The sequence below is a fragment of the Cumulibacter manganitolerans genome, from assembly GCF_009602465.1.
Lineage (GTDB): Bacteria > Actinomycetota > Actinomycetes > Mycobacteriales > Antricoccaceae > Cumulibacter > Cumulibacter manganitolerans.
Window position 1 is genome coordinate 18933 of record NZ_WBKP01000032.1, and the last position, 24925, is coordinate 43857.

Here is a 24925-nt window from a genome sequence, read left to right on the forward strand (position 1 = left end):
GTGCGAAGTATCCTCGAGTTGACGTACCTATCAACTTTCGGAGGACGCAATGGCAGACGCCTACATCATCGACGCGGTCCGGACGCCGCGCGGCATCGGCAAGGTCGGCAAGGGGTCGCTGGCGCATCTGCACCCGCAGCACCTCGCGTCGACCGTCCTCAAGGCGCTCAAGGAGCGCAACAACATCGACGAGAAGGACGTCCAGGACGTCATCTGGTCGGTCTCGACCCAGAAGGGCAAGCAGGGCGGCGACATGGGCCGCATGGCTGCCCTGGACGCCGGATTCGACCAGACGGTCAGCGGCGTGACCCTCGACCGCTTCTGCGGCGGCGGCATCACCAGCGTCGCGCTGGGCGCCGCTCAGGTCATGAGCGGCATGGAGGACCTCGTCATCTCCGGCGGCACCGAGATGATGAGCCTCACCGGCACCATGGCCGCGCAGGAGCGCGAGGCCGGCCTCCCGCCGTCCCTCATGGGCTCGCACAACGAGCACCTCGACGAGCTGCACCCGCAGTCGCACCAGGGCATCTGCGGCGACGCGATCGCCTCCATGGAGGGCATCAGCCGCGAGGACCTCGACGCATTCGGCCTGGAGAGCCAGCGCCGCGCGAAGATCGCGATGGACGAGGGCCGCTTCGACAACTCGGTCGTACCGGTGCACAACCCGGACGGCACCCTCGCGCTCGACAAGGACGAGTACCCGCGTCCCGAGACCACCGCCGAGAGCCTCGCCGGCCTGAAGCCCGCGTTCACCGCGCTGGCGGACATGCCGTACGACGAGGAGGGCAACACCTTCCGCAAGCAGATCAACCGCAAGTTCCCCGACCTCGACATCAAGCCCGTGCACCACGCCGGCAACTCGTCGGGCGTCGTCGACGGCGCGGCCGCCATCCTGCTGGCCTCGAAGGAGTACGCCGACGCGCACGGCCTGAAGAAGCGCGCGCGCATCGTGGCGACCGCCAACATCGGCGACGACCCGACCCTGATGCTCAACGCTCCGGTGCCGGCCGCGAAGAAGGTCCTCGAGAAGGCCGGCCTGAGCAAGGACGACATCGACGTCTGGGAGGTCAACGAGGCGTTCGCCGTCGTGACCGAGAAGTTCATCCGCGACATGGGCGTCGACCGCGCGAAGGTCAACCCCAACGGCGGCGCCATCGCGCTCGGCCACCCGATCGGCGCCACCGGCAGCATGCTCATCGGCACCGCCCTCGACGAGCTCGAGCGCACCGGCGGCCGCTACGGCCTGATCACGATGTGTGCCGCGGGCGGCATGGCCCCCGCGATCATCATCGAGCGGGTCGAGGAGGACGCCGCCTAGCCAGGCGGCACCGACCGTAATCCCGAGGCGGGGTTCGTCGGCCAGAGCGGGGAAGCTTCCCCGCTTCGGTCGACGAACCCCGCTTCGGCGTACAGGGGCCGACGGCGCGCGCGAAGCGCAGGGGGCACGCCTACCATGGGCCAGGTGGCAGGCCTGTTCGAGATTCCCGGAACGGACGACGATCCGGCGTACGACGAGCCGCCACCCGAGGCCGCCGTCGACCCGCACGCGCCGCTGGCGGTGCGCATGCGGCCGCGGACCCTCGACGAGGTCGTCGGCCAGCGCAAGCTGATCGGTCCTGGGACGGCGCTGCGGCGCATCGTCGAGGGCGACACCGCGATGTCGGTGATCCTGTACGGCCCGCCGGGGACCGGCAAGACGACGCTCGCGCACGTCATCGGGCACGCCACCAACCGGCGGTTCGTGCAGCTGTCGGCGCTCAATGCCGGCGTCAAGGACGTCCGCGCGGTGATCGAGGAGGCCCGGAAGCGGCGGCAGCGCGGCGGGGAGCAGACGGTGCTGTTCATCGACGAGGTGCACCGCTTCTCCAAGACCCAGCAGGACTCGCTGCTGGCCGCCGTCGAGCAGCGCACGGTCGCGCTGATCGCGGCGACCACCGAGAACCCGTTCTTCTCGCTGGTCTCGCCGCTGCTGTCCCGCTCGCTGCTGCTCACCCTTGGAGCCGCTGGCCGACGACGACGTCCGCGCGGTGCTCACCCGGGCGCTCGGCGACGAGCGCGGCCTGGCCGGCCGGCTGGAGATCGAGCCGGACGCCCTCGACCACCTGGTGCGGACGGCCGCCGGGGACGCGCGGCGGGCGTTGACCTCCCTGGAGGCCGCCGCCGACATCGCCGACGGCGACGGCAGCTCCCTGGTGGACGCCGAGACGGTCGCCCGGGCGATCGACGTCGCCGCCGTCCGCTACGACCGCGACGGCGACCAGCACTACGACGTCGCCAGCGCGCTGATCAAGTCCATCCGCGGCTCGGACGTCGACGCCGCCCTGCACTACCTCGCCCGGATGATCACCGCGGGGGAGGATCCGCGCTTCATCGCCCGCCGGCTGGTCATCTCCGCCAGCGAGGACATCGGGATGGCCGACCCGAGCGCCCTGCAGACGGCGATCGCCGCGATGCAGGCGGTGTCGTTCATCGGCATGCCGGAGGGCCGGATCCCGCTCGCCCAGGCCGTCGTGCACCTCGCCTGCGCACCGAAGTCCAATGCGGCGTACGCCGCGATCAACGCGGCCATCGCCGACGTCCGCGCCGGCTCGCTGGGCACCGTGCCGCCGCACCTGCGCGACGGGCACTACGCCGGGGCGAAGAAGCTCGGCCACGCGCAGGAGTACGTCTACCCGCACGCCCTCGAGGAGGGCATCGCCGGGCAGCAGTACGCGCCGGACGTCGTCGACGGCAAGGACTACTACGTGCCGACCGGGCGCGGGGTCGAGAAGGCGATCGGCGAGCGGCTGGCGAAGATCCGCCGCATCCTCCGCGACCGCTGACGCATTGCCGGTCTCCCGGGACCGTTGTGTTGTTGCGACTTCGGGCGACGTCGCCCGAAGTCGCAACAACTCAACGGGGCCTAGGACCCCACCGCGGACATGAACGCCTCGAGCTCGCGCGGGATGTCCGAGCCGGCCGGCTGGTACGCGATCTCGGTGACGCCCTGCTCGGCGTACGCCGCCACCCGGTCGCGGATCTCGGCCCGTGAGCCGGTCAGCGTCAGCTTGCGGATGATCGTCGCGGCATCGGCCACCGCCTCGCGGTCGTGCTCGTTCAGGGTGACCATGTGGCCCTCGTGCACCGCGAGGTGCCGCTGGTCGGCCGGCGCCGCCTCAACACTGCGCACCCACGCCTCGCCGCCGGGGTAGCGGCGGACGCCGTCGGCGCCCTGCCGCTCGTACATCGCGTGGAAGCGCACCGCGAGCGCGTGACCCGCGGCGTCGACCACCCGCGGCGAGGAGCCGTCCTCGCCGTCCTCCAGGACCGTCCCGTACATCAGCAGCGCCTGCCAGCCCTCGGCCCGCTCGTTGGGCACCGCGGCCGCGAAGATGCCGTCGCCGACCGCCTTGGCGACCTCCGTGCCCAGCGGGCCGTTGGCGCCGATCAGGATCGGGACGTCGATCGGCCGCGCCGCCGCGAACCCGGGGCCGTGCAGCATCTTGATCGGCGCACCCTCCCACTCGGCGACCTCGCCCGCGAGCAGAGCCCGCAGCACCTCGACGTACCGGCGCACGTCGCGCCACTTCATCGGGCGCTGGCCCAGGGCGTGCCGGCCGGTGAAGCCGGAGCCCACCGCCACGACCACCCGCCCCGGCGCGATCGCGCACAGCCCGGCGATCGCGGCGGCGTTCGTCATCGGGTGCCGCAGGCTCGGCACCAGCACGCCCGGGCCGAGGGCGATCCGCTCGGTACGTTCCGCCGCGGCGTACAGCATCGCCCACACGTCGGGGTACAGCGCGGGGGAGTCGTAGGCCCAGGCCCGCCGATAGCCGAGCGAGTCGGCGATCGCGATGTGCTCGGGCGTCTGCAGGCTGGTCGCGAATGCGCAGGAGATGTCCATGCGCGGAGCGTAGGCCACCGGCGGTCCGCACGGCGACGGGCGGCTCGTGACTACGCGGTAGTCTGGGACGCTGACGCACGTCCAACCACGCTAAGGAGTCAACGTGTCCGGTGGAGAGATCGCAGCGCTCGTGGCCGCAGGAGCCTTCCTGCTGCTCGTCCTGCTGCTGGCGGTGCCGATCCTCAAGCTCGGCCGGACCCTCGACGAGGCCACGCTGGCCGTGCGCAAGACCCACGAGGGCGCCACCCCGTTGCTGCGGAACGCGGTCGACACCGTCAAGCACGTCAACGCCAATCTCGAGCGGGTCGACGGCATCGCCGCCAACGCCGAGAACATGTCGCAGAACGCCGCCGCGCTGACCTCGCTGGTCTCCAGCACCATCGGCAGCCCGCTGGTGAAGGTGGCCTCGTTCACCTACGGCGTCCGCAAGGCGGCGGCGAAGCGGACGGGACGGTAGATCATGCGTCGTCTGTTCTGGCTGGCCATGGGCATCACCATCGGCGTCCTGGTGGTCCGCAAGCTGTCGATGGCCGCCGAGGCCATGAAGCCCGAGGCGCTCGCGCAGCGCACCGGACGTGGTGCGGCGAACGCCGTCGAGCGTCTGCAGCAGTTCGCCGCCGACGTGCGCATCGCGATGCACCAGCGTGAGGACGAGCTCCGCGCGGGGGTCGGCCTGGACGCCGAGCCTCCCACCACGACCAAGGAAATCTAGACCGGCAATGCAAACTTCTGAGATTCGTTCTCGATTCCTGTCCTTCTTCGAGAACAACGGGCACACCCGCGTGCCCAGCGCCAGCCTGGTCAGCGACGACCCCACGCTGCTGCTGGTGAACGCGGGAATGGTCCCGTTCAAGCCGTACTTCCTCGGTGAGCAGACGCCGCCGTGGAAGCGCGCCACCAGCGTGCAGAAGGTCGTGCGCACCCTCGACATCGAAGAGGTCGGCAAGACCAGCCGGCACGCGTCCTTCTTCCAGATGTGCGGGAACTTCTCCTTCGGCGACTACTTCAAGGAAGGCGCGATCCGCTACGGGTGGGAGCTGATGACGAAGCCGGAGTCCGAGGGCGGCCTCGGCTTCGCCGAGCGCGACCTGTGGGTCACCGTGCACACCTCCGACGACGAGGCCGCCGACATCTGGCGCCGCGAGATCGGCGTCGCCCCCGAGCGCATCCAGCGTCTCGGCAAGGACAACTTCTGGGACATGGGCGTCCCCGGGCCCTGCGGGCCGTGCTCGGAGATCTTCATCGACCGCGGCGCCGAGTACGGCCCGGACGGCGGCCCGGAGCACGGCGGGGAAGAGCGCTTCATCGAGCTGTGGAACCTGGTGTTCATGGAGTCGCTGCGCGGGCCGTCCGAGGAGGGCCTGGGCAAGGGCAACGCCTTCGAGATCGTCGGGTCGCTGCCGACGAAGAACATCGACACCGGGATGGGCCTGGAGCGGGTCGCCACCCAGCTGCAGGGCGTGGACAACCTCTACGAGATCGACGAGGTCTACCCGATCCTCGACAAGGCGGCCGAGCTGAGCGGCCGGCGGTACGGCGCGGCGCCGGAGGATGACGTGCGGATGCGCGTGGTCGCCGACCACGTGCGCACCGGTCTGATGCTGATGAGCGACGGCGTGACGCCGACCAACGAGGGACGCGGCTACGTGCTGCGCCGCATGCTGCGCCGCGCGGTCCGCTCGATGCGGCTGCTGGGCTACCAGGACGCGGCGTTCCCCGAGCTGTTCGCGACGGCCCGCGACTGCATGAAGGCCAGCTACCCCGAGGTCGAGCGCGACTTCGGCCGGATCACCAACTACGCCTTCGCCGAGGAGGAGCAGTTCGCCTCGACGCTGCGCCAGGGCACCACGATCCTCGACACCGCGGTCGCCCAGACCAAGAGGTCGGGCGGCTCGACGATCAGCGGGGACCAGGCGTTCACGCTGCACGACACCTACGGCTTCCCGATCGACCTCACCCTCGAGATGGCGGCCGAGCAGGGTCTGCAGGTCGACGAGGCGGGCTTCCGGGCGCTGATGGGCCGGCAGCGCGACCGCGCGAAGGCGGACCGCGCCGGCCGTTCGTTGGGCACCGTCGACCAGTCGGCGTACCGCCGGCTCGTCGACACCCTCGGCGCCACCGACTTCAGCGGTTACTCCCAGATCGCCCGCGAATCGCGGATCGCCGCGCTGCTGAGGGACGGCGCCGAGGCGACCGTGGCCGAGCAGGGCGACGAGGTCGAGATCGTCCTGGACGGGACCCCGTTCTACGCCGAGGGCGGCGGCCAGCAGCCCGACCACGGCGTCCTGGAGGTCGCGGGCGGGCAGATCGAGATCGTCGACGTGCAGAAGCCGATGGGCGGGCTGATCGTGCACCGCGGCCGGGTCGTGGACGGCGAGGTCCAGGTCGGCGCCAGTGCGCACGCGATCGTCGACATCGGCCGGCGCCGATCGATCTCCCGCGCGCACACCGCGACCCACCTGATCCATCGCGCGCTGCGCGGTGAGCTCGGCGAGTCGGCGACCCAGGCCGGCTCGCTGAACGCGCCCGGCCGTCTGCGCTTCGACTTCAAGACCCCGACCGCGGTGTCGGCCTCCTCGCTGGAGAGCATCGAGCACGAGGTCAACTCGATGCTCATGGACGACCTGGAGGTCGGCGCCTTCCTCACGTCGCTCGACGAGGCCCGCAAGATGGGCGCGATGGCACTGTTCGGCGAGAAGTACGGCGACACCGTGCGGGTCGTGGAGATCGGCGGCGCCTACTCGCGCGAGCTCTGCGGCGGCACGCACGCAGCCCGCGCCGGGCAGCTGGGCATGGTCAAGCTCATCAGCGAGTCCTCGATCGGCTCGGGCGTACGACGCGTGGAGGCGCTGGTCGGCATCGACGCCTACCAGTACCTGGCCAAGGAGCACCTGCTCGTCTCGCAGCTCGCCGAGAGCTTCAAGGCGCCCCGCGAGGAGCTGCCCGATCGCATCGGTGCCGTCGTCGAGCGGCTCAAGAGCGCCGAGAAGGAGATCGCCCGCCTGAAGTCGCAGGCGGTGCTCGGCAACGCCGGGGAGCTGGCGCGCAACGCCGTCGACGTGTTCGGGGTGTCGTACGTCGGCGTCCAGGCGCCCGAGGGCCTGGCCGGCAACGACCTGCGGGCGCTCGCGCTGGACATCCGCGGACGGCTGTCCGCCGACCGCCCGGGCGTCGTCGCGATCACGTCCGGCAGTGACAAGGGTGTCTCGTTCATCGTCGCGACCAACGACAAGGCCCGCGAGTGGAAGCTCTCGGCCGGCGACATCATCAAGGTGCTCGCGGCGCCGATGGGCGGCCGTGGCGGCGGCAAGGACGACGTGGCGCAGGGCGGCGGCACCGACGCCGGCGGTGCGGCCGCCGGCCTGACCGCTGCCGAGCACTACGTCGGCCAGAAGGTCACCGGGTCCGCGTGAGCGGATCTCGCCTCCCGCGCGGGCGGCGGCTCGGGGTCGACCCGGGCGCCGCCCGCGTCGGCGTCGCGGTGTGCGACCCCGACGGGCGGCTCGCGACCGGGCTGACGACGTTGCGCCGCGACAAGAAGCGCGACACGGACGTCGCCGAGCTCGCGCGCCTGGTGAGCGAGTACGAGGCGGTCGAGGTGGTGATCGGCCGCCCGACCAGCCTCAGCGGAGCCGGCGGCCGGGCGGTCGCGGTGGCCGACGACTACGCGGCGAAGGTGGCGCAGGCGATCGCCCCCGTCCCCGTTGCGCGCGTCGACGAGCGGTTCACCACCGTCTCGGCGTCCGGCGCGCTGCGCGCGGCCGGGCTCGACACGCGACGTCAGCGGTCGGTGATCGACCAGACCGCCGCGGCGGTGATCCTGCAGGCGTACCTGGACGCGCAGCGCGACGATGACCCGGCGCCGAACGCCCCGCGCAGCGAAGCGTCCGATTGCTAATCTTTACCATCGGCCATGGCCCCCAATGCGGACCCCTGCGAAAGTGCGGTGACTGAAGCGTGGCACGACACCAGCAAGGCACCCGCGACGACGGCTCCGAGGTCGATGACCTCGGCGCGTTGATCCGCGGAAACATCGACGGGGAGGAGCACGCCTACGATCGCCCGAAACGGCATCGGCGGCTCGCCCCCGCGCTCGCCGCGCTCGTCGCGGTCGCGATCGGTGTCGCAGCGGTGCTGTTCGCCAAGGACCTGTTCGCCGGCTTCGGCGACGTCCCCGACTACTCCGGCGCGGGCGGCGACACGGTGCAGGTGCGCGTCGACGAGGGCGACACCATCTCGGACATCGCCGTCAAGCTCGAGGACGCCGGCGTGGTCAAGTCGGCGCGGGCATTCACCGAGGCGGCGTCCGCGAACGACAAGTCCAAGAGCGTGCAGCCCGGGCTGTACTCGCTGAAGAAGCAGATGAAGGCCTCCCTCGCGCTGGAGGCGATGCTCGACCCCAACGCGGTCCAGACGTACAAGATCACCTTCGCCGAGGGACTCACGGTCGACCAGACGATCGCCAAGCTCGCCGAGAGCACCGGCAAGCCGAAGTCGGACTTCGAGGCGGCCCTCGGCGACCGCGCCAATCTCGGCCTGCCCGGCTGGGTGCCGGCGAACGCCAACAAGCTCGAGGGCTTCCTGCAGCCGGGCACCTACACCTTCGACCCGGAGCAGACGCCGCTGGCCATGCTGCAGGCGATGGTGGCGCAGTTCAACGCGGTCGCCGCGGAGACCCAGCTCGAGCAGAAGGCCGCGGCGGTCGGCCAGTCGCCGTACGGCGTGCTGATCATCGCCTCGCTCATCGAGCGGGAGGCCAAGCACGACGACGAGCGGCCCAAGGTCGCGCGCGTCATCTACAACCGGCTCGCCAAGCCGATGCCGCTGCAGATCGACGCCGCCACCGCGTACGGCGCCGGCAAGCCCGGCGACCAGCTGACGAAGTCCGACCTCGAGGACAAGAACAACCCGTACAACCTGCGGGTGCTCCCCGGGCTGACGCCCACGCCGATCGCCAGCTCCAGCGAGGCGTCCATCGCGGCGGCGCTGGCCCCGGCCGACGGCACGTGGCTGTACTACGTGCGCAACAGCGAGGACGGGCACCACGCGTTCGTGACCACCGATCAGGAGTTCCTGGCCGCCAAGCAGCAGTGCCAGCAGAAGGGCTGGTGCTGACCCGGCCATGACGGCGCGTCGCGCGTGCGCGGTGATCGGATCACCGATCGAGCACTCCCGGTCCCCGGCGCTGCACCTGGCCGCCTACCGGCAGCTCGGCCTCGACTGGACCTACACCCGCCGCGAGGTGGCGGCCGGTGACCTCGCCGCCTTCGTCGACGCCGTGAGTACGGGCGGGCTCGACGGCCTGCCGTGCGGCGGGCTGTCGGTGACCATGCCGGGCAAGGCCGAGGCGCTGGAGCGGGCGGAGGTCCGGGACCCGCGGGCCGAGGCGCTCGGCGCCGCGAACACGCTCGTGCCGCTGTACGAAGGCGCGCGGATCACCTCCTGGCACGCCTACAACACCGACGTCGACGGCATCGTCGGCGCGCTCGCCGACCAGGGGCACGCGCAGGCCGGCGACCGGCACGCCGTGATCCTCGGCGCGGGTGGCACCGCGGCCGCGGCGCTCGCCGCGCTGCAGAGCCTCGGCGCGACCCGGACCGACGTCGTCGTGCGCGATCCCCGGCGGGCCGCGACGCTCGCCGCCGTCGGCGACCGCCTGGGCTGCGCGATCGACCTCGTCCCCTGGTCGGAGCTCGCCTCGACGGTGAGCGGCGCCGACCTCGTGCTGAGCACGGTCCCGCCCGGCGCCGCGGACGCCGCAGCCGATGCCCGGTTCCACCACGGGCAGGTGGTGCTCGACGCGGCGTACGGCGGCGGCGCCAGCGCGCTGCTCGCGGCGGCGCGCGCGGGCGGCGCGGTGGCGATCGACGGCATCTGGATGCTGCTGCACCAGGCCGTCGAGCAGGTCCGGCTGATGACCGGACGGCGGCCTTCCGTGGCCGCCATGCGCGCCGCGCTGGGATGACCGTGCTGGGGCTGCCGGCCGCCGACCTGGCGATCGCCGTCACCGCGGTCGCGACCGGCGTCCCGCTGATCCGCGTCGACGTCCGCGAACATCGGCTGCCCGATCGGCTCACCGCGCCCGCGGCGCTGGTGATCCTCGCGATCGCGGCGATCGGCGCGGTGTTCTCCGGAGGCGGCCGGTGGCCGCCGATGCTGCTCACCGGGGCGGCGCTGGCGACCGGCGGCTATCTGCTCGCGCTGCTCTCACCAGGCGCGTTCGGTCTCGGCGACGTGAAGCTCCTCGGGGTGATCGGGCTGGCGCTCGGGCACCTCGACCCGGCCACCGTCGTCCTGTGGCTGCTCGCCCTGTCGGTGTGCACCGCGCTCTGGCTGGTGCTCGCGCGGTACGTCGACAGGCAGAGCGACCTCGCGGTGCCGTGGCGGCGCCGGCACGTCGCGTTCGGGCCGCCGATGATCACCGCCTGGTGGCTCGTGTACGTCGTGCTGGCCCTCGCGGCCGCGCTGCGCGGCTGAGGCGGCCCGACCCGGCGAAGCCCGCGGCGCCGGTGATGGGAGAATCGAGCAATGCTGCGTTGGTTGACCGCTGGTGAGTCCCATGGCCCCGTCCTGACCGCGATCGTGGAGGGGATGCCCGCCGGCGTACCCATCACCACCGGGGCCGTGCAGGACGAGCTCGCCCGCCGGCGCCTCGGCTACGGCCGCGGCGCGCGGATGAAGTTCGAGAAGGACGTCGTCACCGTGGCCGGCGGCGTACGGCACGGCGTCACGCTCGGCTCGCCGATCGCCATCCACGTCGCCAACACCGAGTGGCCCAAGTGGGAGACCGTGATGTCCGCCGACCCGGTGGACGACGACCTGCTGGCCGCCCAGGCCCGCAACGCGCCGCTGACCCGGCCACGGCCCGGGCACGCGGACCTGTCGGGGATCCAGAAGTACGGCTTCGACGACGCCCGGCCGGTGCTCGAGCGGGCCAGCGCCCGCGAGACCGCGGCGCGCGTCGCGCTGGGCGCGATCGCCAAGTCGTTCGTGCGCGAGGTGTGCGGCGCCGAGGTCATCAGCCACGTCGTCGAGCTCGGCACGGTGAAGGCCCCCGACGGTCTGGTCCCGCAGCCCGGCGATCTCGCGGTCATCGACGAGAGCCCCGCGCGCTGCCTGGACCCGGCCACCACCGAGGCGATGGTCGCCGAGATCGACGAGACCCGCAAGGCGGGGGACACCATCGGCGGCGTCGTCGAGGTGGTCGTGAGCGGGTTGCCGATCGGCCTCGGGTCGTACGTGCACTGGGACCGCCGCCTCGACGCGCGGCTCGCCGCCGCACTGATGGGCATCCAGGCGATCAAGGGCGTCGAGGTCGGCGACGGCTTCGAGACGGCGCGGCGGCGCGGGTCGGCGGCGCATGACGAGATCGAGTCGCCCGACGGCACGATTGCGCGCCGCACCAACCGGGCGGGGGGCATCGAGGGCGGGATGACCAACGGCGAGGTGCTGCGGGTCAAGGCGGCGATGAAGCCGATCTCGACCGTCCCGCGCGCCCTCGACACCGTCGACATCGCCACCGGTGAGAAGGCGGTCGCGATCAACCAGCGTTCCGACGTGTGCGCCGTCCCGGCGGCCGGTGTGGTCGCCGAGGCCATGGTGGCGCTCGAGCTGGCGAACGCGCTCGTGGAGAAGTTCGGCGGCGACAGCGTCGCCGAAACCCGCCGCAACCTCGAGGCGTACGTCGCCGCGATGGCGGTCCGGTGAAGCCGCTGGTCGTCCTCGTCGGCGCGCCCGGCTCGGGCAAGTCGACCGTCGGACCGCTGCTGGCGCAGCGCCTCGGGGTGGGCTTCCGCGACATCGACCACGACATCGAGGCCGCCGAGGGCAAGGCGATCAGCGACATCTTCGTCAACGACGGCGAGGCGCACTTCCGCGAGCTCGAGCACCGGGCCATCCTCCGCGCGCTCGACGAGCACGAGGGTGTCCTGTCGCTCGGGGGCGGCGCCGTGCTGGACCCGCGCACCCGCGACGCGCTGCGCGCGCATCGCGTGGTGTGGCTGGTCGTGTCGCTGTCGGACGCCGCCGCGCGCGTCGGGCTGGGCACCAACCGGCCGGTCCTGGCGATGAATCCCCGCGCCACTCTCAAGCACCTGCTCGAGCTGCGCACCCCGCTGTACGACGAGGTGTCCACCGTCGAGGTCGACACCACCGGCCGCACCGCCGACGAGATCGCCGACGGGCTCGCGGACTTCCTGGCGGACCCGTCGTGACGCGCGTGACGGTCGCCGGGTCGACGCCGTACGACGTCGTCATCGGCGCCGGGGCCGGCGCCGCCCTGCCGGAGATGCTGGAGGGCGCGGACCGGGTCGCGGTCATCCACACCGACTCGCTGGCGGGGTACGCCGCGGGGGTCATGCGGGCGCTGCGCGAGCGCGGACGGACCGTCCTGCCTCTCGTCGTCCCGGACGCCGAGGCGGGCAAGACGCTGCAGGTGGCCGGCCGGTGCTGGGACGCGCTCGGCGCCGCCGGGTTCACCCGCAACGACGCCGTCGTCACCGTCGGCGGGGGAGCGGTCACCGACCTCGGCGGCTGGGTCGCTGCGGCCTGGCTGCGTGGCGTGCGCGTCGTGCACGTGCCGACCACCCTGCTGGGGATGGTCGACGCCGCGGTCGGCGGGAAGACCGCGATCAACACCGCCGCGGGCAAGAACCTGGTCGGGGCGTTCCACCCGCCTGCGGGCGTGATCTGCGACGTCGACGCGCTCGCGACCCTGCCGCGCGCGGACTACGTCGCCGGGCTGGCCGAGGTGATCAAGGCCGGCTTCATCGCCGACCCGGTGATCCTCGAGCTGATCGAAGGCGACCTGGAGGCCGCCGCGACCCCCGAGGCGCCGTTCGCCGCCGAGCTCATCGAGCGCGCGGTCGCGGTCAAGGCCCGCGTCGTCGGCGAGGACCTCACCGAGCAGGGCCTGCGGGAGATCCTCAACTACGGCCACACCCTCGGGCACGCGATCGAGAGGGCCGAGGACTACCGCTGGCGGCACGGGGACGCCGTCGCCGTCGGCATGGTGTTCGCCGCCGAGCTCGGCCGCCGCGCCGGGTCCCTCGACGACGCGACCGCCGACCGCCACCGCAGCATCCTGGAGGGCGTCGGGCTTCCCACGTCGTACGACGGGACGCCGTGGGAGGCGCTTCGTGCGACGATGGCGGTGGACAAGAAGTCCCGTGGCGCCCGGTTGCGGTTCGTCGTCCTCGATCGGCTGGCCGCCCCCCGTATCCTCGAAAGCCCCGCGGAGCAGACCCTCGTCGAGGCGTTCTCCGTCGTGTCACGAAAGGCAGTGCAGTGAGCGAGATCCTCGTCCTGAACGGACCCAACCTCAACCGCCTCGGGAGCCGCGAGCCGCTGATCTACGGGTCCGGCACGTACGAGGAGCTCGTCGAGTACTGCAAGGACGTCGGTGAGGCGGTCGGGCGCACCATCGAGGTGCGCCAGACCAACAGCGAGGCCGAGATGATCGAGTGGCTGCACGAGGCGGCCGACCTCGAGACCCCCGTCGTGCTCAACCCGGCCGCGTGGGGGCACTACTCCTACGCCCTGCGGGACGCGTGCGCGCTGCTGACCGCGCCGCTGGTCGAGGTGCACATCAGCAACATCCACGCCCGCGAGGACTTCCGGCACACCTCGGTGATCTCCCCGGTGGCCCGCGGCGTGATCGCCGGCCTCGGCGTCGAGGGGTACGCCGACGCGATCCAGGCCGTCGTCCGGTTCGTCGCGCAGGCCGAGACCAAGTAGTCACCCCGCAGCCCACGCTCTCGCGGTGGGTGGTACCCCGCTAATCACGCGATAGCGGGGTACAACCCACTGCGAGCGGTGCGTGGTGGGACGGCGGGCTTACTTCTCGTGCACGTACAGCCCGGGCGCGTCCTCCATCGGGGGGTACTCGGCGCTGCCCAGCGCCTGCGGCGCGCGGCGCTTGGGCCCGGAGCGGGCGGTGACCCACTCGAGCCACTTCGGCCACCACGAGCCGTCGACCTGGTCGGCGGTGGCCAGCCACTCGTCCGGGTTGGGGACGCCGCCGGGGCCGGTCCAGTACTTGTAGCGCGAGCCCTTCACCGGGTTCACGAAGGTCTGGATGTGCCCGCTGTTGACGATGACGACCTCGGTCTCGCCGCCGTGCACCTGGGTGGTCATGAAGCACGGCCGCCAGGTGGTGATGTGATCGCGCTGCCCGGCGACGAGGAAGGCGTCGGTGGTGACCGCCTTCAGGTCGACCGGGCGCCCGAGCAGCGTCATCGTGCCGGGCTTGGTGAACGCGCCGCCGTTCAGCATCTCCTGGGTGTCGCGGGCGAACGTCGAGGAGACGTTCGTCGCGTCGGCGTTCCAGGACAGCACGTCGAACGCGGGGCTGCGCTTGCCCATCAGCCAGTTGTTGATGACGTAGTTGAACACCAGGTCCTTCGGGCGCATCCAGGCGAAGTTCGCCGCCATCGTCTTGGAGTTGATCACCGTCGCCTTCTCCGAGCGCCGCGCCATCTGCTGCTGCGACTCCTCGGTGCCGAGACCGGTGACCATGTTGGGCTCGCGCGGGTCGAGCATCGTGACGATGTACGTCGCGTTCGCGATCGAGCCGTCGCCCTCGCCCGCGAGGTAGGACTGCGCGAACGCCGTCGTCATGCCGCCCGCGCAGAGTCCGATCGCGTTGAGGTCGTCCGCGCCGCTGATCGCCTTCACGACCTCGATCGCCCGCAGCAGGCCCTCGGTGTACAGCTCCAGCCCCCAGCTGCCGTGCCGCAGGGCGGGATCCTCCCGCGGGTTGCGCCAGACGAGCATGAACGTGCTCAGCCCGTTCTGCACGGCGTACTCGACCATCGAACGGCCCGGTGCGAGGTCCAGGACGTAGAACTTGTTGACCTGCGGCGGCACGAACAGCAGCGGCCGGGCGTGCACGTCCGGGGTCTGCGGCTCGTACTGCAGGATCTCGAACAGCTCCTCGCGGTACACCACCTTGCCCGGCGTGCAGGCGAGGTTCTCGCCCACGTGGTACGGCGTGGAGTCGACCATCGACGGCATGCCCTTGTTCTCGCCGAGGTCGACCAGGAAGTTGCGCAGCCCGCGCATCAGCGAGGCGCCGCGGGTGTCGATGGCCTCGCGCAACGCGGCCGGGTTCGTCGGCAGGAAGTTGGCGGGGGAGACCGCGCCGGTGACGATCGCCCGGACGAAGGCGGCGCGCTCCTGGTCGGTCCACGGCCCGTCCGGCTTCGACGTGACCGACTCGAAGACCTCGGTGAACGCCAGGTGGGCCTGCGCCAGGCGGCGGAACAGCGGATGGGTGTGCCACACGCGGTCGCCGTAGAAGACGTCCTTCTGCGGCAGCTCGATGGTCGACAGTCCCAGCGCCACCTTGAGCCATTCGCCGGCCAGGCGCGGGTACCCCTCGGTCCACGCCTTGCGAGAAGCCAGGAGCCGGAACACGTCCCGGCTGCGAATCGGATCCAGGGCGACGACGATGCCGCCGCCGAGCGCTTCCTCCCGGAGCATCGCCTCGGCCTCGCGCGCCATCGCCGCGGTTGTGGACGTGGCCTTCATTAGTTCGGACGGTCGGACGTATTCCGGTTGAGCGCTCACCTGGTGCCTCCCGACAGATGTTGTCGCATCGTGTGGTCTAGGTCATACCCTCGACACCGTATCCCCATGTCAGTGATCTCGGCCACTTCACCGGCGCCGGCCGGGACGGTGACCCCGGTGGCCGCTACTACGCTGGGGCCCATGCCTGAGCTCGAGCACGCCACCCGTCGCGACAACCTGCGCCGCAAGATCGCCGGCCTCGGCGCGGACGCCGCCCTCATCACCAACCTGCTGAACATCCGCTACCTCACCGGGTTCACCGGCTCCAACGCGGCGCTCATCGTCGGCGCGGACGCCGCGCGCGACCTGTTCAGCACGGACGGCCGCTACGTCGAGCAGTCGAAGACGCAGGTCCCGGACCTGCCGCTGCTGGTGGGCCGGGCGTCCGGTCAGGCGGTGCTGGCCGAGGTCGGTTCCTCGGTGCAGACCCTGGCGTACGAGACGCACGTGACCTCGGTGGACGAGGCAAAGGCGCTGGCGGACGCCGCGCAAGGCGTCCGGATGATCAGCCTGCAGTCGGCCGTGGAAGACCTGCGCGCGATCAAGGACGACGGCGAGATCGAGCTGCTGCGCCAGGCCGCGCACATCGCCGACCAGGCGCTGGCCGACCTGGTCGCGGCCGGCGGCATCGCGCCGGGGCGCAGCGAGCGCGAGATCGCGCTCGATCTGGACTTCCGGATGCTGCACCTCGGGGCGGAGACGGTGTCCTTCGAGACGATCGTCGCGACCGGCCCCAACTCGGCCATCCCGCACCACAGCCCGGGCGATCGGGTGCTGGAGGCCGGTGACCTGATCAAGATCGACTTCGGGTCGACCTATCGCGGCTACCACTCCGACATGACCCGCACCTACGCGGTCGGGCACGTGGCGGACTGGCAGCGGGAGATCTACGAGCTGGTGGCGCAGGCGCAGCGCGCCGGCGCCGAGGCGTTGCGGATCGGGCGCACCGGCAAGGAGATCGACACGGTCAGCCGCGACATCATCGCCGCCGCGGGGTACGGCGAGACGTTCGCGCACAGCCTTGGGCACGGCGTCGGGCTCGATGTGCACGAGGCGCCGAACCTCAGCCAGCTGGCAGAGACTAAACTGGAGGATCGGGTCTGCGTCACCGTCGAGCCAGGGGTCTACCTCGCGGGTCGGGGCGGCGTCCGGATCGAGGACACGCTCGTGCTGCACGAGGACGCCTCCGCCGCCGGCGGGACCCGCACCGACCTGCTGACGATGACGAGCAAGGACCTCGTCGTCCTCTAGCGACCAACGACGGAGAGGACCTGGCTGTGGCCACGACCAATGATCTGAAGAACGGCATCGTGCTCAACCTCGACGGGAACCTGTGGTCCGTCGTCGAGTTCCAGCACGTGAAGCCCGGCAAGGGCGGTGCCTTCGTGCGCACCAAGCTCAAGAACGTGCTCTCGGGGAAGGTCGTCGACAAGACGTTCAACGCCGGCACCAAGGTCGAGACGGCCAACGTCGACAAGCGCGACATGGAGTATCTCTACAACGACGGCTCCGACTTCGTGTTCATGGACGGTGACACGTACGACCAGATCAACATCCCGGCCGAGACCGTCGGTGATGCGGCGAAGTACATGCTGGAGAACACCAAGGCCGTCGTCGCCACGCACGACGGGGCGCCGCTGTACGTCGAGCTGCCGGCGAGCGTCGAGCTCGTCGTCAAGCACACCGACCCGGGCTTGCAGGGTGACCGGTCCACCGGAGGCACCAAGCCGGCCGAGCTGGAGACCGGCGCGCAGATCCAGGTGCCGCTGTTCATCAACACCGGCGACAAGCTGAAGGTCGACACCCGCGACGGGTCGTACCTCGGCCGCGTCAACAGCTAATGTCCGCCCGCACCAAGGCTCGCAAGCGGGCGATCGACCTGCTGTTCGAGTCGGACCTGCGCGGCACCGACGCCGTGAGCACGGCGGCCGACCGGCTGGCCGATCCGGACCGGCCCGTGCAGCCGTACGCCCTCACCCTGGTCGAGGGCGTCGCGACCCACCGGCAGCGGATCGACGAGCTCGTCACGACGTACGCCGAGGGCTGGACGCTCACCCGGATGCCCGGTGTCGACCGGGCGATCATCCGCACGGCGATCTACGAGCTGCTGTGGGTCGACGAGGTACCCGACGCCGTGGTGATCGACGAGGCCGTCGAGCTCGCGAAGACGCTGTCCACCGACGACTCGCCGAAGTTCGTCAACGGGCTGCTCGGGCGCCTGGTCAAGGTCAAGCCGGATCTAGTCGTATGACCGCCGACTCGCAGCACCGCGCGCGGCTCGCCGCGCGGGTCCACGACAGCGCCTTCCGCAAGCCGCCGGTGGGGACTCGCGGCTACGACGACGAGGCGGTCGACCGCTTCCTCGACGAGTTGCAGGACGCCCTGGTGGGCCCGGCGACCGTGGAGGACATCGTGGGCCGGCTGGAGACCTGCATCTTCGCCAAGCCACCGATCGGGAAGCGCGGCTACCACCCGGACGACGTCGACGACCTGATCGACGGGGTGCTCGGCGAGCTGACCGGGCAGCAGCCGGTCTCGCGGGTTCGCCCCGAGCCGCCCGCTCGCGTGCAGAGCGGGCTCGTCGAGCACCGCTCCGGCTTCTGGAAGCGGCTGCTCGGCCGGTAGCGCTGCGCGTTTGGTCGGCGTGCTCGTCGACGCGGACTTGTGCCCCGCGGAAGGGCTTCTGCTCAGTGAGTGGGCTCGTGCCCATTGAGCGGGTCGATCGGCCCGCTCAAGGGACACACCCCCGCCCGCTGCACACAACCCCGCCCGCTGCACACAACCCGCCCGGTGGACGTACCGCTCGGCCAGGTGACCACCGCGCGCCGGCGGTTCAAAGGCCGGTGAGGCGCGCCGCTACCGTCAGCGCCGCAGCGGTCCCGAGCACCGCGACCGCCCAGGCCAGGTCGCTGGCGGTGACCCGCTGCGGTCGCCATGAGGTCCGGGGGTGCGCGCCGAGCCCGCGGGTCTGCATGACGATCGCCAGCCGCTCGCCACGTCGGATGGAGGAGGCCAGCAACGCCACCGCCGCGCGCCCCGCCACCGCGGGACCGACCCGTCGGAAGCCGCGCATGCGGTGGGCCCGCAGCAGCGTCTGCCAGGCCTCGGGCAGGTCGGCCAGCAGCCGGTAGCCCGCGACGACGGCGAAGCAGACGTTGTCCGGCAGCCGGAGGTTCTGGCGCAGGCTCTCCAGCAGCGCCGCGGGCGGGGTCGTGCGCACCATGAGGATGACGCCGAGGCCCACCACCAGCGTCCGCATCGCGAGCGACCCGCCCACCGCCAGGCCGTGGTTGGTGACGGTCAGCGGGCCGAGCCGAGCGAGCGGGCGGCCGGCGCGCGTCACGGAGTTCACCACCAGCACGCTGAGCGCGAAGGCCAGGAACGGCAGGTGCCCGAGGAGGAGCGTGCGGACGGGCACGGTGCGGTCGACGAGCCACAGCCCGAGCAGCCCGAGGTAGAGCACCGTCGGGGTGAGCGGGTCGAACACCAGAAGCAGACCCAGGCTCAGCACGGTGAGCACCACGAGCTTCACGCTCGGATTGACCATCGCGAGCCGTCTCACGCGCGGACCGTCCGCCGGTCGAGGGCGCCCAGCAGCGCGCCGAGCCCGACCTCCGGCTCTCGGCGCGCCCACCATGTCAGGATCGGTGGCCGGCGCAGCCCGGCGTCCTCGAGCGCCTGGTCGTCGCGCAGCACCTCCTCGACCGGCCGTGGCGCGCCGAGCACGCCGGCCGCGGCCATGCACACGGCGTCGGCGATCGCGCCGACCAGCCGCAAATCGTGGGTGATCATCCCGACCGCGAGGCCGTCGTCGGCGAGCCCCCGGATCAGCCCGGCGAGCCGGGCGCCGTGCGCGGCGTCCTGCCCGAACGTGGGCTCGTCGAGCAGCAGCACGTCGGGGCGCTGCGCAGCGGCGATGGCGATCGAGAGCCGCCGCTGCTGACCGCCCGAGAGCCGGAACGGATCGTGCTCCTCCAGGCCGCCCAGCCCGAACGCGTCGATGATCGCCCGAGCACCGTCGGGATCCAGAGCGGAGCCGAAGCAGATCTCGTCGAGGACCGACCGCCGCAGGAACTGGTGCTCCGGATGCTGGAACACCATCGCGACCTTCCCGGCGACGTGCAGCCGCCCGCCGTGGTGGGGCAGCAGCCCAGCGATGCCGAGGAACGCCGACGTCTTGCCCGAGCCGTTGCGGCCGAGCACGGCGGTGACCGAGCCCGGGCGCAGGCTCAGCGTCGCCGACGCCACCACGACGGGGGATCGCCTCGACCGGCCGGCGCGGAACGCTGCGGCGGCGGCGTCCACGAGCGGTTCGGCCGAGTGTCCGTCCCGCCGCGCGTCCAAGGCGCCGGGACCCAGCGCGGCCGCGAGACGCTCGAGGGATCTCTCCGGCCGGTCGATGTCGTCCGAGGTGGGGCGGACGCCGAGCGCGAGCGCCGCCTCGACGCCGTACGGCAGCCGGCAGCCGGCCGCGGCGATCTCCGGGGCCCGCTGCACGAGCACCTCGGTGGTGGGCCCGTCGGCCAGGATGGCACCTGACCGGTCGAGCACCACGGTGCGCGCCGGCAGCACGCTCAGGTCGTCGACGAGGTGCTCGACGAGGAGCGTCGCACGGCCGTCGCCGGTCAGCCGGCGTCGGGTCTCCGAGGCGGCCGCGGGGTCGAGCATGGACGTCGGCTCGTCGAGCAGCAGCAGCCGAGGCTCGCGAGCTAGGGTCGCCGCGAGGGCGACCCGCTGCAGCTCCCCGCCGCTGAGCGTCGCGGTGTCACGCTCGGCAAGGTGCGCGCAGCCGGCGTCGTGCAAGGCGGACGCGACCCGGTCGCGAATGACGGCCGGCGGCAGGCCGAGGTTCTCCAGACCGAACGCGACCTCGTCGTCCACGCGCGCCAGGACCACCGAGTCGAGCGGGTCCTGGGCCAGGAAGCCCGCGTCGTCGGCGATCTGCGCGATCGAGCGGCCCTCGGTCGAGTGCCCGTCGATGAGGATGCTGCCGTACACGTCGGCGTCCACCACGTCGGGGATGACGCCGGCGACCGAGCGCAGCAGGCTGGACTTGCCGCATCCGGACGGTCCGAGCAGCAGCACGGACTCGTCCGGCTCCACTCGCAGATCGACATGCTGCGGACGCTCGCCGCCGGCTCCCGGGAACCGGACGGCGAGCGCGCGAACCGTCAGCAGGTCAGCGTCGGTCACGGAGGTCGCGGACGACGGCGAAGTTGTCCAGTACGCCCGTCCGCACCAGCAGGTCCCCGAGCGCCTTGGCCAGCAGACCGCAGAGCACGACGCAGCTCGCCAGGTGGATGATCGCCCGCCACACGACGATGCTCTGCCCCCACCAGCCCAGGACGCTCGCCTCGTACACGAAGATGGCGGCGCCGCCGACCAGTCCGGACAGCGCGAAGGTGCCCCACGTCCACCGGCGGTAGCGCGTCGCGGCGAACACCAGCTCGACGCCGACGCCCTGCACGAGCGCCGTCAGGAACAGCTTCGGGCCGACCGGCGAGCCGAGCACGACGACCTCGATCACCGAGGCGATCACCTCCGCGACGATGCCCGCGCCGGGCTTGCGGGTGATGTAGAGCGCCAGCGGCGCCACGACCATCCAGCCGCCCCACAGGATGTTCTGCGCGAGGTCGCCCGAGGGGCCCATCGCGATGGACAGCGCGAGCCAGGCCTGCACGAGCGCGTAGTACAGGAAGCCGAAGACGGCGCCGAGGACGGCGATGAGGACGAGGTCGTGCAGGCGCCAGCCGCGCTGGACGGACGGCTTGCGGGCGATGCGGTCGGTTTCCGAGGTGCTCATGCGTGCTGCTCCGTTCGCGAGGGGGATCCGATGGAGATGGTCAGGTGGCACACGACGTGCGGCACGCTGCGGCCGACCTCGGACCAGGTCGTGAAGACGAGCTCGAGGGCCTGCGCGAGGTCGCCGCGCAGCATCGTCGCGAAGTGCGCGGGGGTCACCTCCAGGCCGGACTGCTTGGCCTGCTCGATCGCCCGCTCGATGGGCTCGAGGTGCGCGCCGTGCCCGCTGTCGCCGTCCATCAGCGGGTACAGCGACCACTGGACGTCGGCGTCCAGGCCGGCCGGTTCGAGCGCCACGGCGTCCGGCGTGGGCAGCGCATAGCGATCGAGGAGGGTGCACTCCATCTCGCCGGGGCACCCGCGCGACAGCAGCACGTGGGTGACGAGGTGGCCGCCGTCCATCGCGCGCGCCGCGGCGCCGACGGTGCGTAGCAGGTAGCCGGCGAGCGCCGGCTCCGCAGGGGCGGCGGTGGCCCCGACGTACGTGCTCACCGGCCCGGTGTCGATATCGAGTGTGCCGTCGCCGTCGCCCGCCTCGGCGATCGCGGTGAGGATGACGTGCACGAAGTCGTCGCTCGCCGGATGCAGGCTGTAGCGCATGCCGATCCCGAACTCGGCCGGGTCGGCCGGTTGCCGGTCGTCCATCGGTGCTCCCGGACCACCGAGAACGAAGAGACGCGAGGAACGCTGAGGGTCCACGCGTGCCCAACTCCCTACGCCGGTACGAGCCGGATCAGGTTCACGGGTCTGTGGCCGAGCCACACTCTCAGCGCTGGATGCGCTCCCCGGGGGTCGTCGCCCACCCTACGCGCCCGGCATCCGCGGCGCGAGGGGGCCAGTAGGGTCGGGTGATGACTGATCGACCGATTGCCCTCATCACCGGTGGCTCGCGCGGCGTGGGCCTCGCCATCGCCCGCGAGCTGCAGGCCACGCACCATCTCCTGATCGGCGCGCGCACCGCGGAGGCTGCCCGCGCCGCGTGCGCGGAGCTCGAGTCGGCGGAGCCGTTCGTAGCCGACCTCACCGACGAGGCGGCGCTCGCCGAGGCGGCGGCCTCGCTGCCCGACCTGGATCTGCTGGTGCACAACGCGGGCATCTCCACGAAGAACGCCGTCATCGACACGACCCGCGCGCAGTGGCGGCAGATCTTCGAGGCGAACCTGTTCGCCGTCGCCGACCTGACCGCGCGGACGCTGCCGGGCCTGCGCCGTACGCGGGGGATGGTCGTGCTGATCAACTCCGGCTCCGGGTTCTTCACCAATCCGGAGAACGCGATGTACTGCGGGACGAAGTTCGCGCTGCGCGCCTTCGCCGACGTGCTGCGGGAGGAGGAGCGGCCCAACGGCGTCCGGGTCAGCTCGGTGCATCCCGGCAAGGTGGACACCGACATGCAGCGGGAGATCGTCGAGCACGACGGCGGGACCTATCAGCCCGAGCTCTACCTGACGCCGGAGTCGGTGGCCCGCGCGGTGCGCGCCGCGGTGGAGGCGAGCCCCGACGCGACCCTCGAGGTCGTCTCAGTACGCCCGACCCGCCGGTAGTCGATGGCCTCCCGCCGTCCGCGACCTCGCCGACCTTCTCGTTGTGGTGTGCTCGCTTCGGGCGACTACGCCCGAAGCGGGCACAACACAACCGGCGGTGGACGACGATGTGGGCCGGGTCGTCAGGGCGTCACGACGAAGTGGCCGTGCGCCCCGCGCTCGGCGAGCGCCATCACGTGGTCGACGAACGGGTAGCTGCCGGGCTGCTTGAACACCAGCTCGACGAAGCCGCCCTGCGCGGCGGCCAGGTCGAGCGTCTGGGCGCCGCCGGATCCCGGCCGCAGCAAGAAGGCGCCCTCCTTGTAGACGGTGTCGAACTGGCCGCCGACCACGTGGAACGAGGTCCCGAGGTTGGGCCCCGCGGTCAGTACCCAGACGCGGACCCGCTGACCGACGGAGGCCGCGAGCGGCTGCGCGTCGTACTGGTTCGCGTAGCCGTTGAAGGTGACCAGGTCCGGCTGCATCGTCGCGATCTTCCGCGGGTCGGTCGGTCCGCCCAGCTGGCCGAGGTAGTACTCGGACTGCACCAGCAGGTACTCGCGGTCGACCGGCGCGAGGTCCGGCGGGTCGATGATCACCGCGCCGTACATCCCGCTGGCGATGTGCGCCGACATCGGCATCGTCGAGCAGTGGTAGAGCCAGATGCCGCTGTGGTCCGCGGTGAACGTGTAGACGAGCGACTCACCGGGCGCGATCGTGCGCATGTTGGCGTCGGGGGATACCTCGCCGGCGTGGAAGTCGATCGAGTGCCCCATCGCGCCGTCGTTGACCAGCGTCACCTCGAAGGTGTCGCCGATCTTGCCCCGCAGCGTCGGGCCGGGGGTGCTGCCGTTGTAGGTCCACAGCTGCTGGCTGACTCCGGGGGCGACCTCGGTCACCAGCTCCTGGACGGTGAGCGTCACCTTGTGGGTGGTGGTGCCCGCGGCCGGCGGCAGGGTCGGGTCGTGGGCGACGAACTCGGCCGGCGGCTTCTTCGACAGGTCGATCGCGTCGGCAGCGGGGCCCGTCGACGCCGCGGCGGATCCGGGGTGCCCGGCATGCGAGCCGGACGCCGGTGAGCCCGGCGCCGCCGACGTCCCGGCCGCGACCGGCGAGCCGGTGACCCTGATGTGCAGGACCATGCCCATCTGCCGATGCCCCACGACCGAGCACCAGCCCTCGATGCTGCGGCCGACTATCCCGACGTCGATCGACGCGGTCTGACCGGGGGACAGCCGACCGCTCGTGTGGCCTGTGTCGAGCACCAGGTCGTGCACCTGGGCGGCCTCGCCGTTCGTCACCTTCAGCACGAGGCGATCCCCTGCGGGGACGTCGATCGAGCCGGGCGTGAACCGCATGTCCTTCGCAGTGATGCTGACCTCGGTGGTGTGGCCGGTCGCGGTGACGCCGTCCGCCGCGGACGTCGAGCCGTTGACCGCCTGGGGGTCCAGCGCGACCGCGCCGGCCACGGCCAGCGTCACCACGACCAGCCCGGCGAGCGCGCCGCCGACTCGCGTGCGCGGATGCGACGCGGGTGGTGGCAGCTCACGCTCCCGCTGCCGGTGGCTGACGATGACCGCGCGCACCGCGAGCACCGCGAACGACGCGAGGCCCACCAACCCCAGCATCGAGGCGACCACCTTGACCAGGCTCGGCACCGGCAGGCTGAACAGGACCGCGCCCAGGTTGATGAGCACCAGACGCCAACCGAGCCCGCGATCGAGCTCGTGGTTCATCGCTCGGGTGACCTTCGGTCCGCCGCGCAGCACGACCGGCAGCAGGTACGACAGCGCGCCACTGACCAGCTGCGCGGCGAAGCCGGCCGCGAACGGCGCGAGCAGCCACGCGAGCCGGTCGGCGGCGGCCGGCCACGAGCGGGCGCCGCCGACGAGCACCGCGAGAGCGACGGTGGAGCTGAGCAGCCATCCCAGGGCGCAGATGGTCGCCCAGGTGGCGTACGTCGACGGCGGCTTGGCCCGCACGGCCTCCGCCAGTGGGAGGACGACGGCGCCGATCGCCAACGCGGCGAGGACCAGCGCCGCGGCGGTGCCCGCTCGCGAGCCGGCGACCGCGCAGGCCCGCCTTCGCCGCACCGGCAGCGAGCCGGTCGAGGACCGGCTGCAGGTCGTCGTACGCGGTGAACACGCCGAGC

Annotated in this window: 25 protein-coding genes, 1 pseudogene and 1 riboswitch; of the genes and pseudogenes, 19 read left to right on the forward strand and 7 right to left on the reverse strand. The window is 71.9% G+C overall.

The annotated features are described in order from the left end of the window. Nucleotides 1–49: 49 nt before the first annotated feature. From F8A92_RS12060 to F8A92_RS19080, 3 genes and pseudogenes are all read left to right on the forward strand, one after another. On the forward strand, nt 50–1318 hold the full coding sequence (locus F8A92_RS12060; protein WP_153505415.1) for an acetyl-CoA C-acetyltransferase: 1269 nt from the start codon (nt 50–52) through the stop codon (nt 1316–1318). 246 nt (nt 1319–1564) lie between these two features. Continuing rightward, nucleotides 1565–1927: pseudogene (locus tag F8A92_RS19075) on the forward strand (AAA family ATPase); the annotation flags it as partial. Between the two features lie 67 nt (nt 1928–1994). Further along, nucleotides 1995–2822 carry an AAA family ATPase gene (locus F8A92_RS19080; RefSeq protein WP_228389403.1) on the forward strand — a complete coding sequence of 276 codons (828 nt, stop codon included), beginning with the start codon at nt 1995–1997 and terminating at the stop codon, nt 2820–2822. 80 nt (nt 2823–2902) lie between these two features. Here F8A92_RS19080 and F8A92_RS12070 read toward each other — a convergent pair whose 3' ends face one another. Beyond that, complete coding sequence (locus F8A92_RS12070; protein ID WP_153505416.1) at nt 2903–3883, reverse strand: LLM class flavin-dependent oxidoreductase; 981 nt, start codon at nt 3881–3883, stop codon at nt 2903–2905. A gap of 103 nt (nt 3884–3986) precedes the next feature. Between F8A92_RS12070 and F8A92_RS12075 the strand changes: the two genes are divergently transcribed. Genes F8A92_RS12075 through aroQ form a run of 11 tightly spaced genes read left to right on the forward strand, consistent with a single transcriptional unit; the run spans nt 3987 to nt 13618 of the window. Further along, a complete protein-coding gene (locus F8A92_RS12075; RefSeq protein ID WP_153505417.1) occupies nt 3987–4340 on the forward strand; it encodes a DUF948 domain-containing protein in 354 nt (117 codons plus the stop codon). Between the two features lie 3 nt (nt 4341–4343). Continuing rightward, nucleotides 4344–4595, forward strand: a complete 252-nt coding sequence (locus F8A92_RS12080) for a hypothetical protein (protein WP_153505418.1) — start codon at nt 4344–4346, stop codon at nt 4593–4595. A 7-nt stretch (nt 4596–4602) separates the two neighbouring features. Continuing rightward, nucleotides 4603–7296, forward strand: a complete 2694-nt coding sequence (gene alaS, locus F8A92_RS12085; RefSeq protein ID WP_153505419.1) for an alanine--tRNA ligase — start codon at nt 4603–4605, stop codon at nt 7294–7296. After that, nucleotides 7293–7781: a Holliday junction resolvase RuvX gene (ruvX, locus tag F8A92_RS12090; protein ID WP_153505420.1), complete on the forward strand. Its 489-nt coding sequence runs from the start codon at nt 7293–7295 to the stop codon at nt 7779–7781. Before alaS ends, ruvX begins: the two co-directional genes overlap by 4 nt. A 59-nt stretch (nt 7782–7840) precedes the next feature. After that, nucleotides 7841–8998 carry an endolytic transglycosylase MltG gene (gene mltG / locus F8A92_RS12095; RefSeq protein WP_153505421.1) on the forward strand — a complete coding sequence of 386 codons (1158 nt, stop codon included), beginning with the start codon at nt 7841–7843 and terminating at the stop codon, nt 8996–8998. Nucleotides 8999–9005: 7 nt separating this feature from the next. Further along, nucleotides 9006–9848 carry a shikimate dehydrogenase gene (locus tag F8A92_RS12100; protein WP_153505422.1) on the forward strand — a complete coding sequence of 281 codons (843 nt, stop codon included), beginning with the start codon at nt 9006–9008 and terminating at the stop codon, nt 9846–9848. A 2-nt stretch (nt 9849–9850) separates the two neighbouring features. Then, nucleotides 9851–10360, forward strand: coding sequence for a prepilin peptidase (locus F8A92_RS12105; RefSeq protein ID WP_194291470.1), 510 nt, complete (start codon nt 9851–9853; stop codon nt 10358–10360). A 51-nt stretch (nt 10361–10411) separates the two neighbouring features. Further along, nucleotides 10412–11590 carry a chorismate synthase gene (aroC, locus tag F8A92_RS12110; protein ID WP_153505424.1) on the forward strand — a complete coding sequence of 393 codons (1179 nt, stop codon included), beginning with the start codon at nt 10412–10414 and terminating at the stop codon, nt 11588–11590. Next, complete coding sequence (locus tag F8A92_RS12115; protein WP_153505425.1) at nt 11587–12096, forward strand: shikimate kinase; 510 nt, start codon at nt 11587–11589, stop codon at nt 12094–12096. The genes aroC and F8A92_RS12115 overlap by 4 nt, the downstream gene beginning before the upstream one ends. Continuing rightward, nucleotides 12093–13172: a 3-dehydroquinate synthase gene (aroB, locus tag F8A92_RS12120; protein ID WP_153505426.1), complete on the forward strand. Its 1080-nt coding sequence runs from the start codon at nt 12093–12095 to the stop codon at nt 13170–13172. The genes F8A92_RS12115 and aroB overlap by 4 nt, the downstream gene beginning before the upstream one ends. Beyond that, nucleotides 13169–13618, forward strand: coding sequence for a type II 3-dehydroquinate dehydratase (gene aroQ, locus F8A92_RS12125; protein ID WP_228389404.1), 450 nt, complete (start codon nt 13169–13171; stop codon nt 13616–13618). Before aroB ends, aroQ begins: the two co-directional genes overlap by 4 nt. 99 nt (nt 13619–13717) lie before the next feature. Here the strand turns inward: aroQ and F8A92_RS12130 are convergent, their stop codons facing one another. Further along, nucleotides 13718–15412: a PHA/PHB synthase family protein gene (locus F8A92_RS12130; RefSeq protein WP_153505427.1), complete on the reverse strand. Its 1695-nt coding sequence runs from the start codon at nt 15410–15412 to the stop codon at nt 13718–13720. Between the two features lie 180 nt (nt 15413–15592). Here F8A92_RS12130 and F8A92_RS12135 point away from each other — a divergent pair, with 180 nt between their 5' ends. Genes F8A92_RS12135 through F8A92_RS12150 form a run of 4 tightly spaced genes read left to right on the forward strand, consistent with a single transcriptional unit; the run spans nt 15593 to nt 18076 of the window. Continuing rightward, a complete protein-coding gene (locus F8A92_RS12135; protein WP_153505428.1) occupies nt 15593–16702 on the forward strand; it encodes a M24 family metallopeptidase in 1110 nt (369 codons plus the stop codon). A gap of 26 nt (nt 16703–16728) precedes the next feature. Next, on the forward strand, nt 16729–17292 hold the full coding sequence (gene efp, locus F8A92_RS12140) for an elongation factor P (protein ID WP_153505429.1): 564 nt from the start codon (nt 16729–16731) through the stop codon (nt 17290–17292). After that, the gene (nusB, locus tag F8A92_RS12145; RefSeq protein ID WP_153505430.1) at nt 17292–17702 is read left to right on the forward strand and encodes a transcription antitermination factor NusB; all 411 of its coding nucleotides are present in this window, start codon (nt 17292–17294) and stop codon (nt 17700–17702) included. Before efp ends, nusB begins: the two co-directional genes overlap by 1 nt. Next, nucleotides 17699–18076: a DivIVA domain-containing protein gene (locus F8A92_RS12150; protein ID WP_153505431.1), complete on the forward strand. Its 378-nt coding sequence runs from the start codon at nt 17699–17701 to the stop codon at nt 18074–18076. The genes nusB and F8A92_RS12150 overlap by 4 nt, the downstream gene beginning before the upstream one ends. 208 nt (nt 18077–18284) lie before the next feature. Here F8A92_RS12150 and F8A92_RS12155 read toward each other — a convergent pair whose 3' ends face one another. The 4 genes from F8A92_RS12155 to F8A92_RS12170 are packed head-to-tail and all read right to left on the reverse strand — an operon-like array spanning nt 18285 to nt 21898. After that, nucleotides 18285–19013 carry an energy-coupling factor transporter transmembrane component T family protein gene (locus F8A92_RS12155; RefSeq protein ID WP_194291471.1) on the reverse strand — a complete coding sequence of 243 codons (729 nt, stop codon included), beginning with the start codon at nt 19011–19013 and terminating at the stop codon, nt 18285–18287. Beyond that, entirely contained in the window at nt 19010–20644 is a 1635-nt protein-coding gene (locus F8A92_RS12160) for an ABC transporter ATP-binding protein (protein ID WP_153505433.1), read from the reverse strand. The genes F8A92_RS12155 and F8A92_RS12160 overlap by 4 nt, the downstream gene beginning before the upstream one ends. Further along, complete coding sequence (locus F8A92_RS12165) at nt 20631–21254, reverse strand: ECF transporter S component (protein ID WP_153505434.1); 624 nt, start codon at nt 21252–21254, stop codon at nt 20631–20633. The genes F8A92_RS12160 and F8A92_RS12165 overlap by 14 nt, the downstream gene beginning before the upstream one ends. After that, nucleotides 21251–21898 carry a YkoF family thiamine/hydroxymethylpyrimidine-binding protein gene (locus F8A92_RS12170; protein ID WP_153505435.1) on the reverse strand — a complete coding sequence of 216 codons (648 nt, stop codon included), beginning with the start codon at nt 21896–21898 and terminating at the stop codon, nt 21251–21253. The genes F8A92_RS12165 and F8A92_RS12170 overlap by 4 nt, the downstream gene beginning before the upstream one ends. A 48-nt stretch (nt 21899–21946) precedes the next feature. After that, nucleotides 21947–22051: riboswitch (TPP riboswitch) on the reverse strand. A 53-nt stretch (nt 22052–22104) separates the two neighbouring features. Between F8A92_RS12170 and F8A92_RS12175 the strand changes: the two genes are divergently transcribed. Then, nucleotides 22105–22794 (forward strand): SDR family oxidoreductase, encoded by a 690-nt coding sequence (locus F8A92_RS12175; RefSeq protein ID WP_153505436.1) that lies wholly within the window; start codon nt 22105–22107, stop codon nt 22792–22794. 122 nt (nt 22795–22916) lie between these two features. Here the strand turns inward: F8A92_RS12175 and F8A92_RS12180 are convergent. Beyond that, a partial coding sequence (locus tag F8A92_RS12180; RefSeq protein ID WP_228389405.1) for a multicopper oxidase domain-containing protein occupies nt 22917–24925 on the reverse strand: 2009 nt, incomplete at its 5' end.

Bases quoted from the DNA above. Each gene is read 5' to 3' on its own strand.
- F8A92_RS12080 (WP_153505418.1), top strand. From the start codon at position 4,344: ATGCGTCGTCTGTTCTGGCTGGCCATGGGCATCACCATCGGCGTCCTG.
- F8A92_RS12130 (WP_153505427.1), bottom strand. From the start codon at position 15,412: ATGAAGGCCACGTCCACAACCGCGGCGATGGCGCGCGAGGCCGAGGCG.
- F8A92_RS12165 (WP_153505434.1), bottom strand. From the start codon at position 21,254: ATGAGCACCTCGGAAACCGACCGCATCGCCCGCAAGCCGTCCGTCCAG.
- F8A92_RS12150 (WP_153505431.1), top strand. From the start codon at position 17,699: ATGACCGCCGACTCGCAGCACCGCGCGCGGCTCGCCGCGCGGGTCCAC.
- aroC (WP_153505424.1), top strand. From the start codon at position 10,412: ATGCTGCGTTGGTTGACCGCTGGTGAGTCCCATGGCCCCGTCCTGACC.
- F8A92_RS12170 (WP_153505435.1), bottom strand. From the start codon at position 21,898: ATGGACGACCGGCAACCGGCCGACCCGGCCGAGTTCGGGATCGGCATG.
- F8A92_RS12135 (WP_153505428.1), top strand. From the start codon at position 15,593: ATGCCTGAGCTCGAGCACGCCACCCGTCGCGACAACCTGCGCCGCAAG.
- F8A92_RS12100 (WP_153505422.1), top strand. From the start codon at position 9,006: ATGACGGCGCGTCGCGCGTGCGCGGTGATCGGATCACCGATCGAGCAC.
- alaS (WP_153505419.1), top strand. From the start codon at position 4,603: ATGCAAACTTCTGAGATTCGTTCTCGATTCCTGTCCTTCTTCGAGAAC.
- F8A92_RS12070 (WP_153505416.1), bottom strand. From the start codon at position 3,883: ATGGACATCTCCTGCGCATTCGCGACCAGCCTGCAGACGCCCGAGCAC.
- F8A92_RS12175 (WP_153505436.1), top strand. From the start codon at position 22,105: ATGACTGATCGACCGATTGCCCTCATCACCGGTGGCTCGCGCGGCGTG.
- F8A92_RS12060 (WP_153505415.1), top strand. From the start codon at position 50: ATGGCAGACGCCTACATCATCGACGCGGTCCGGACGCCGCGCGGCATC.
- nusB (WP_153505430.1), top strand. From the start codon at position 17,292: ATGTCCGCCCGCACCAAGGCTCGCAAGCGGGCGATCGACCTGCTGTTC.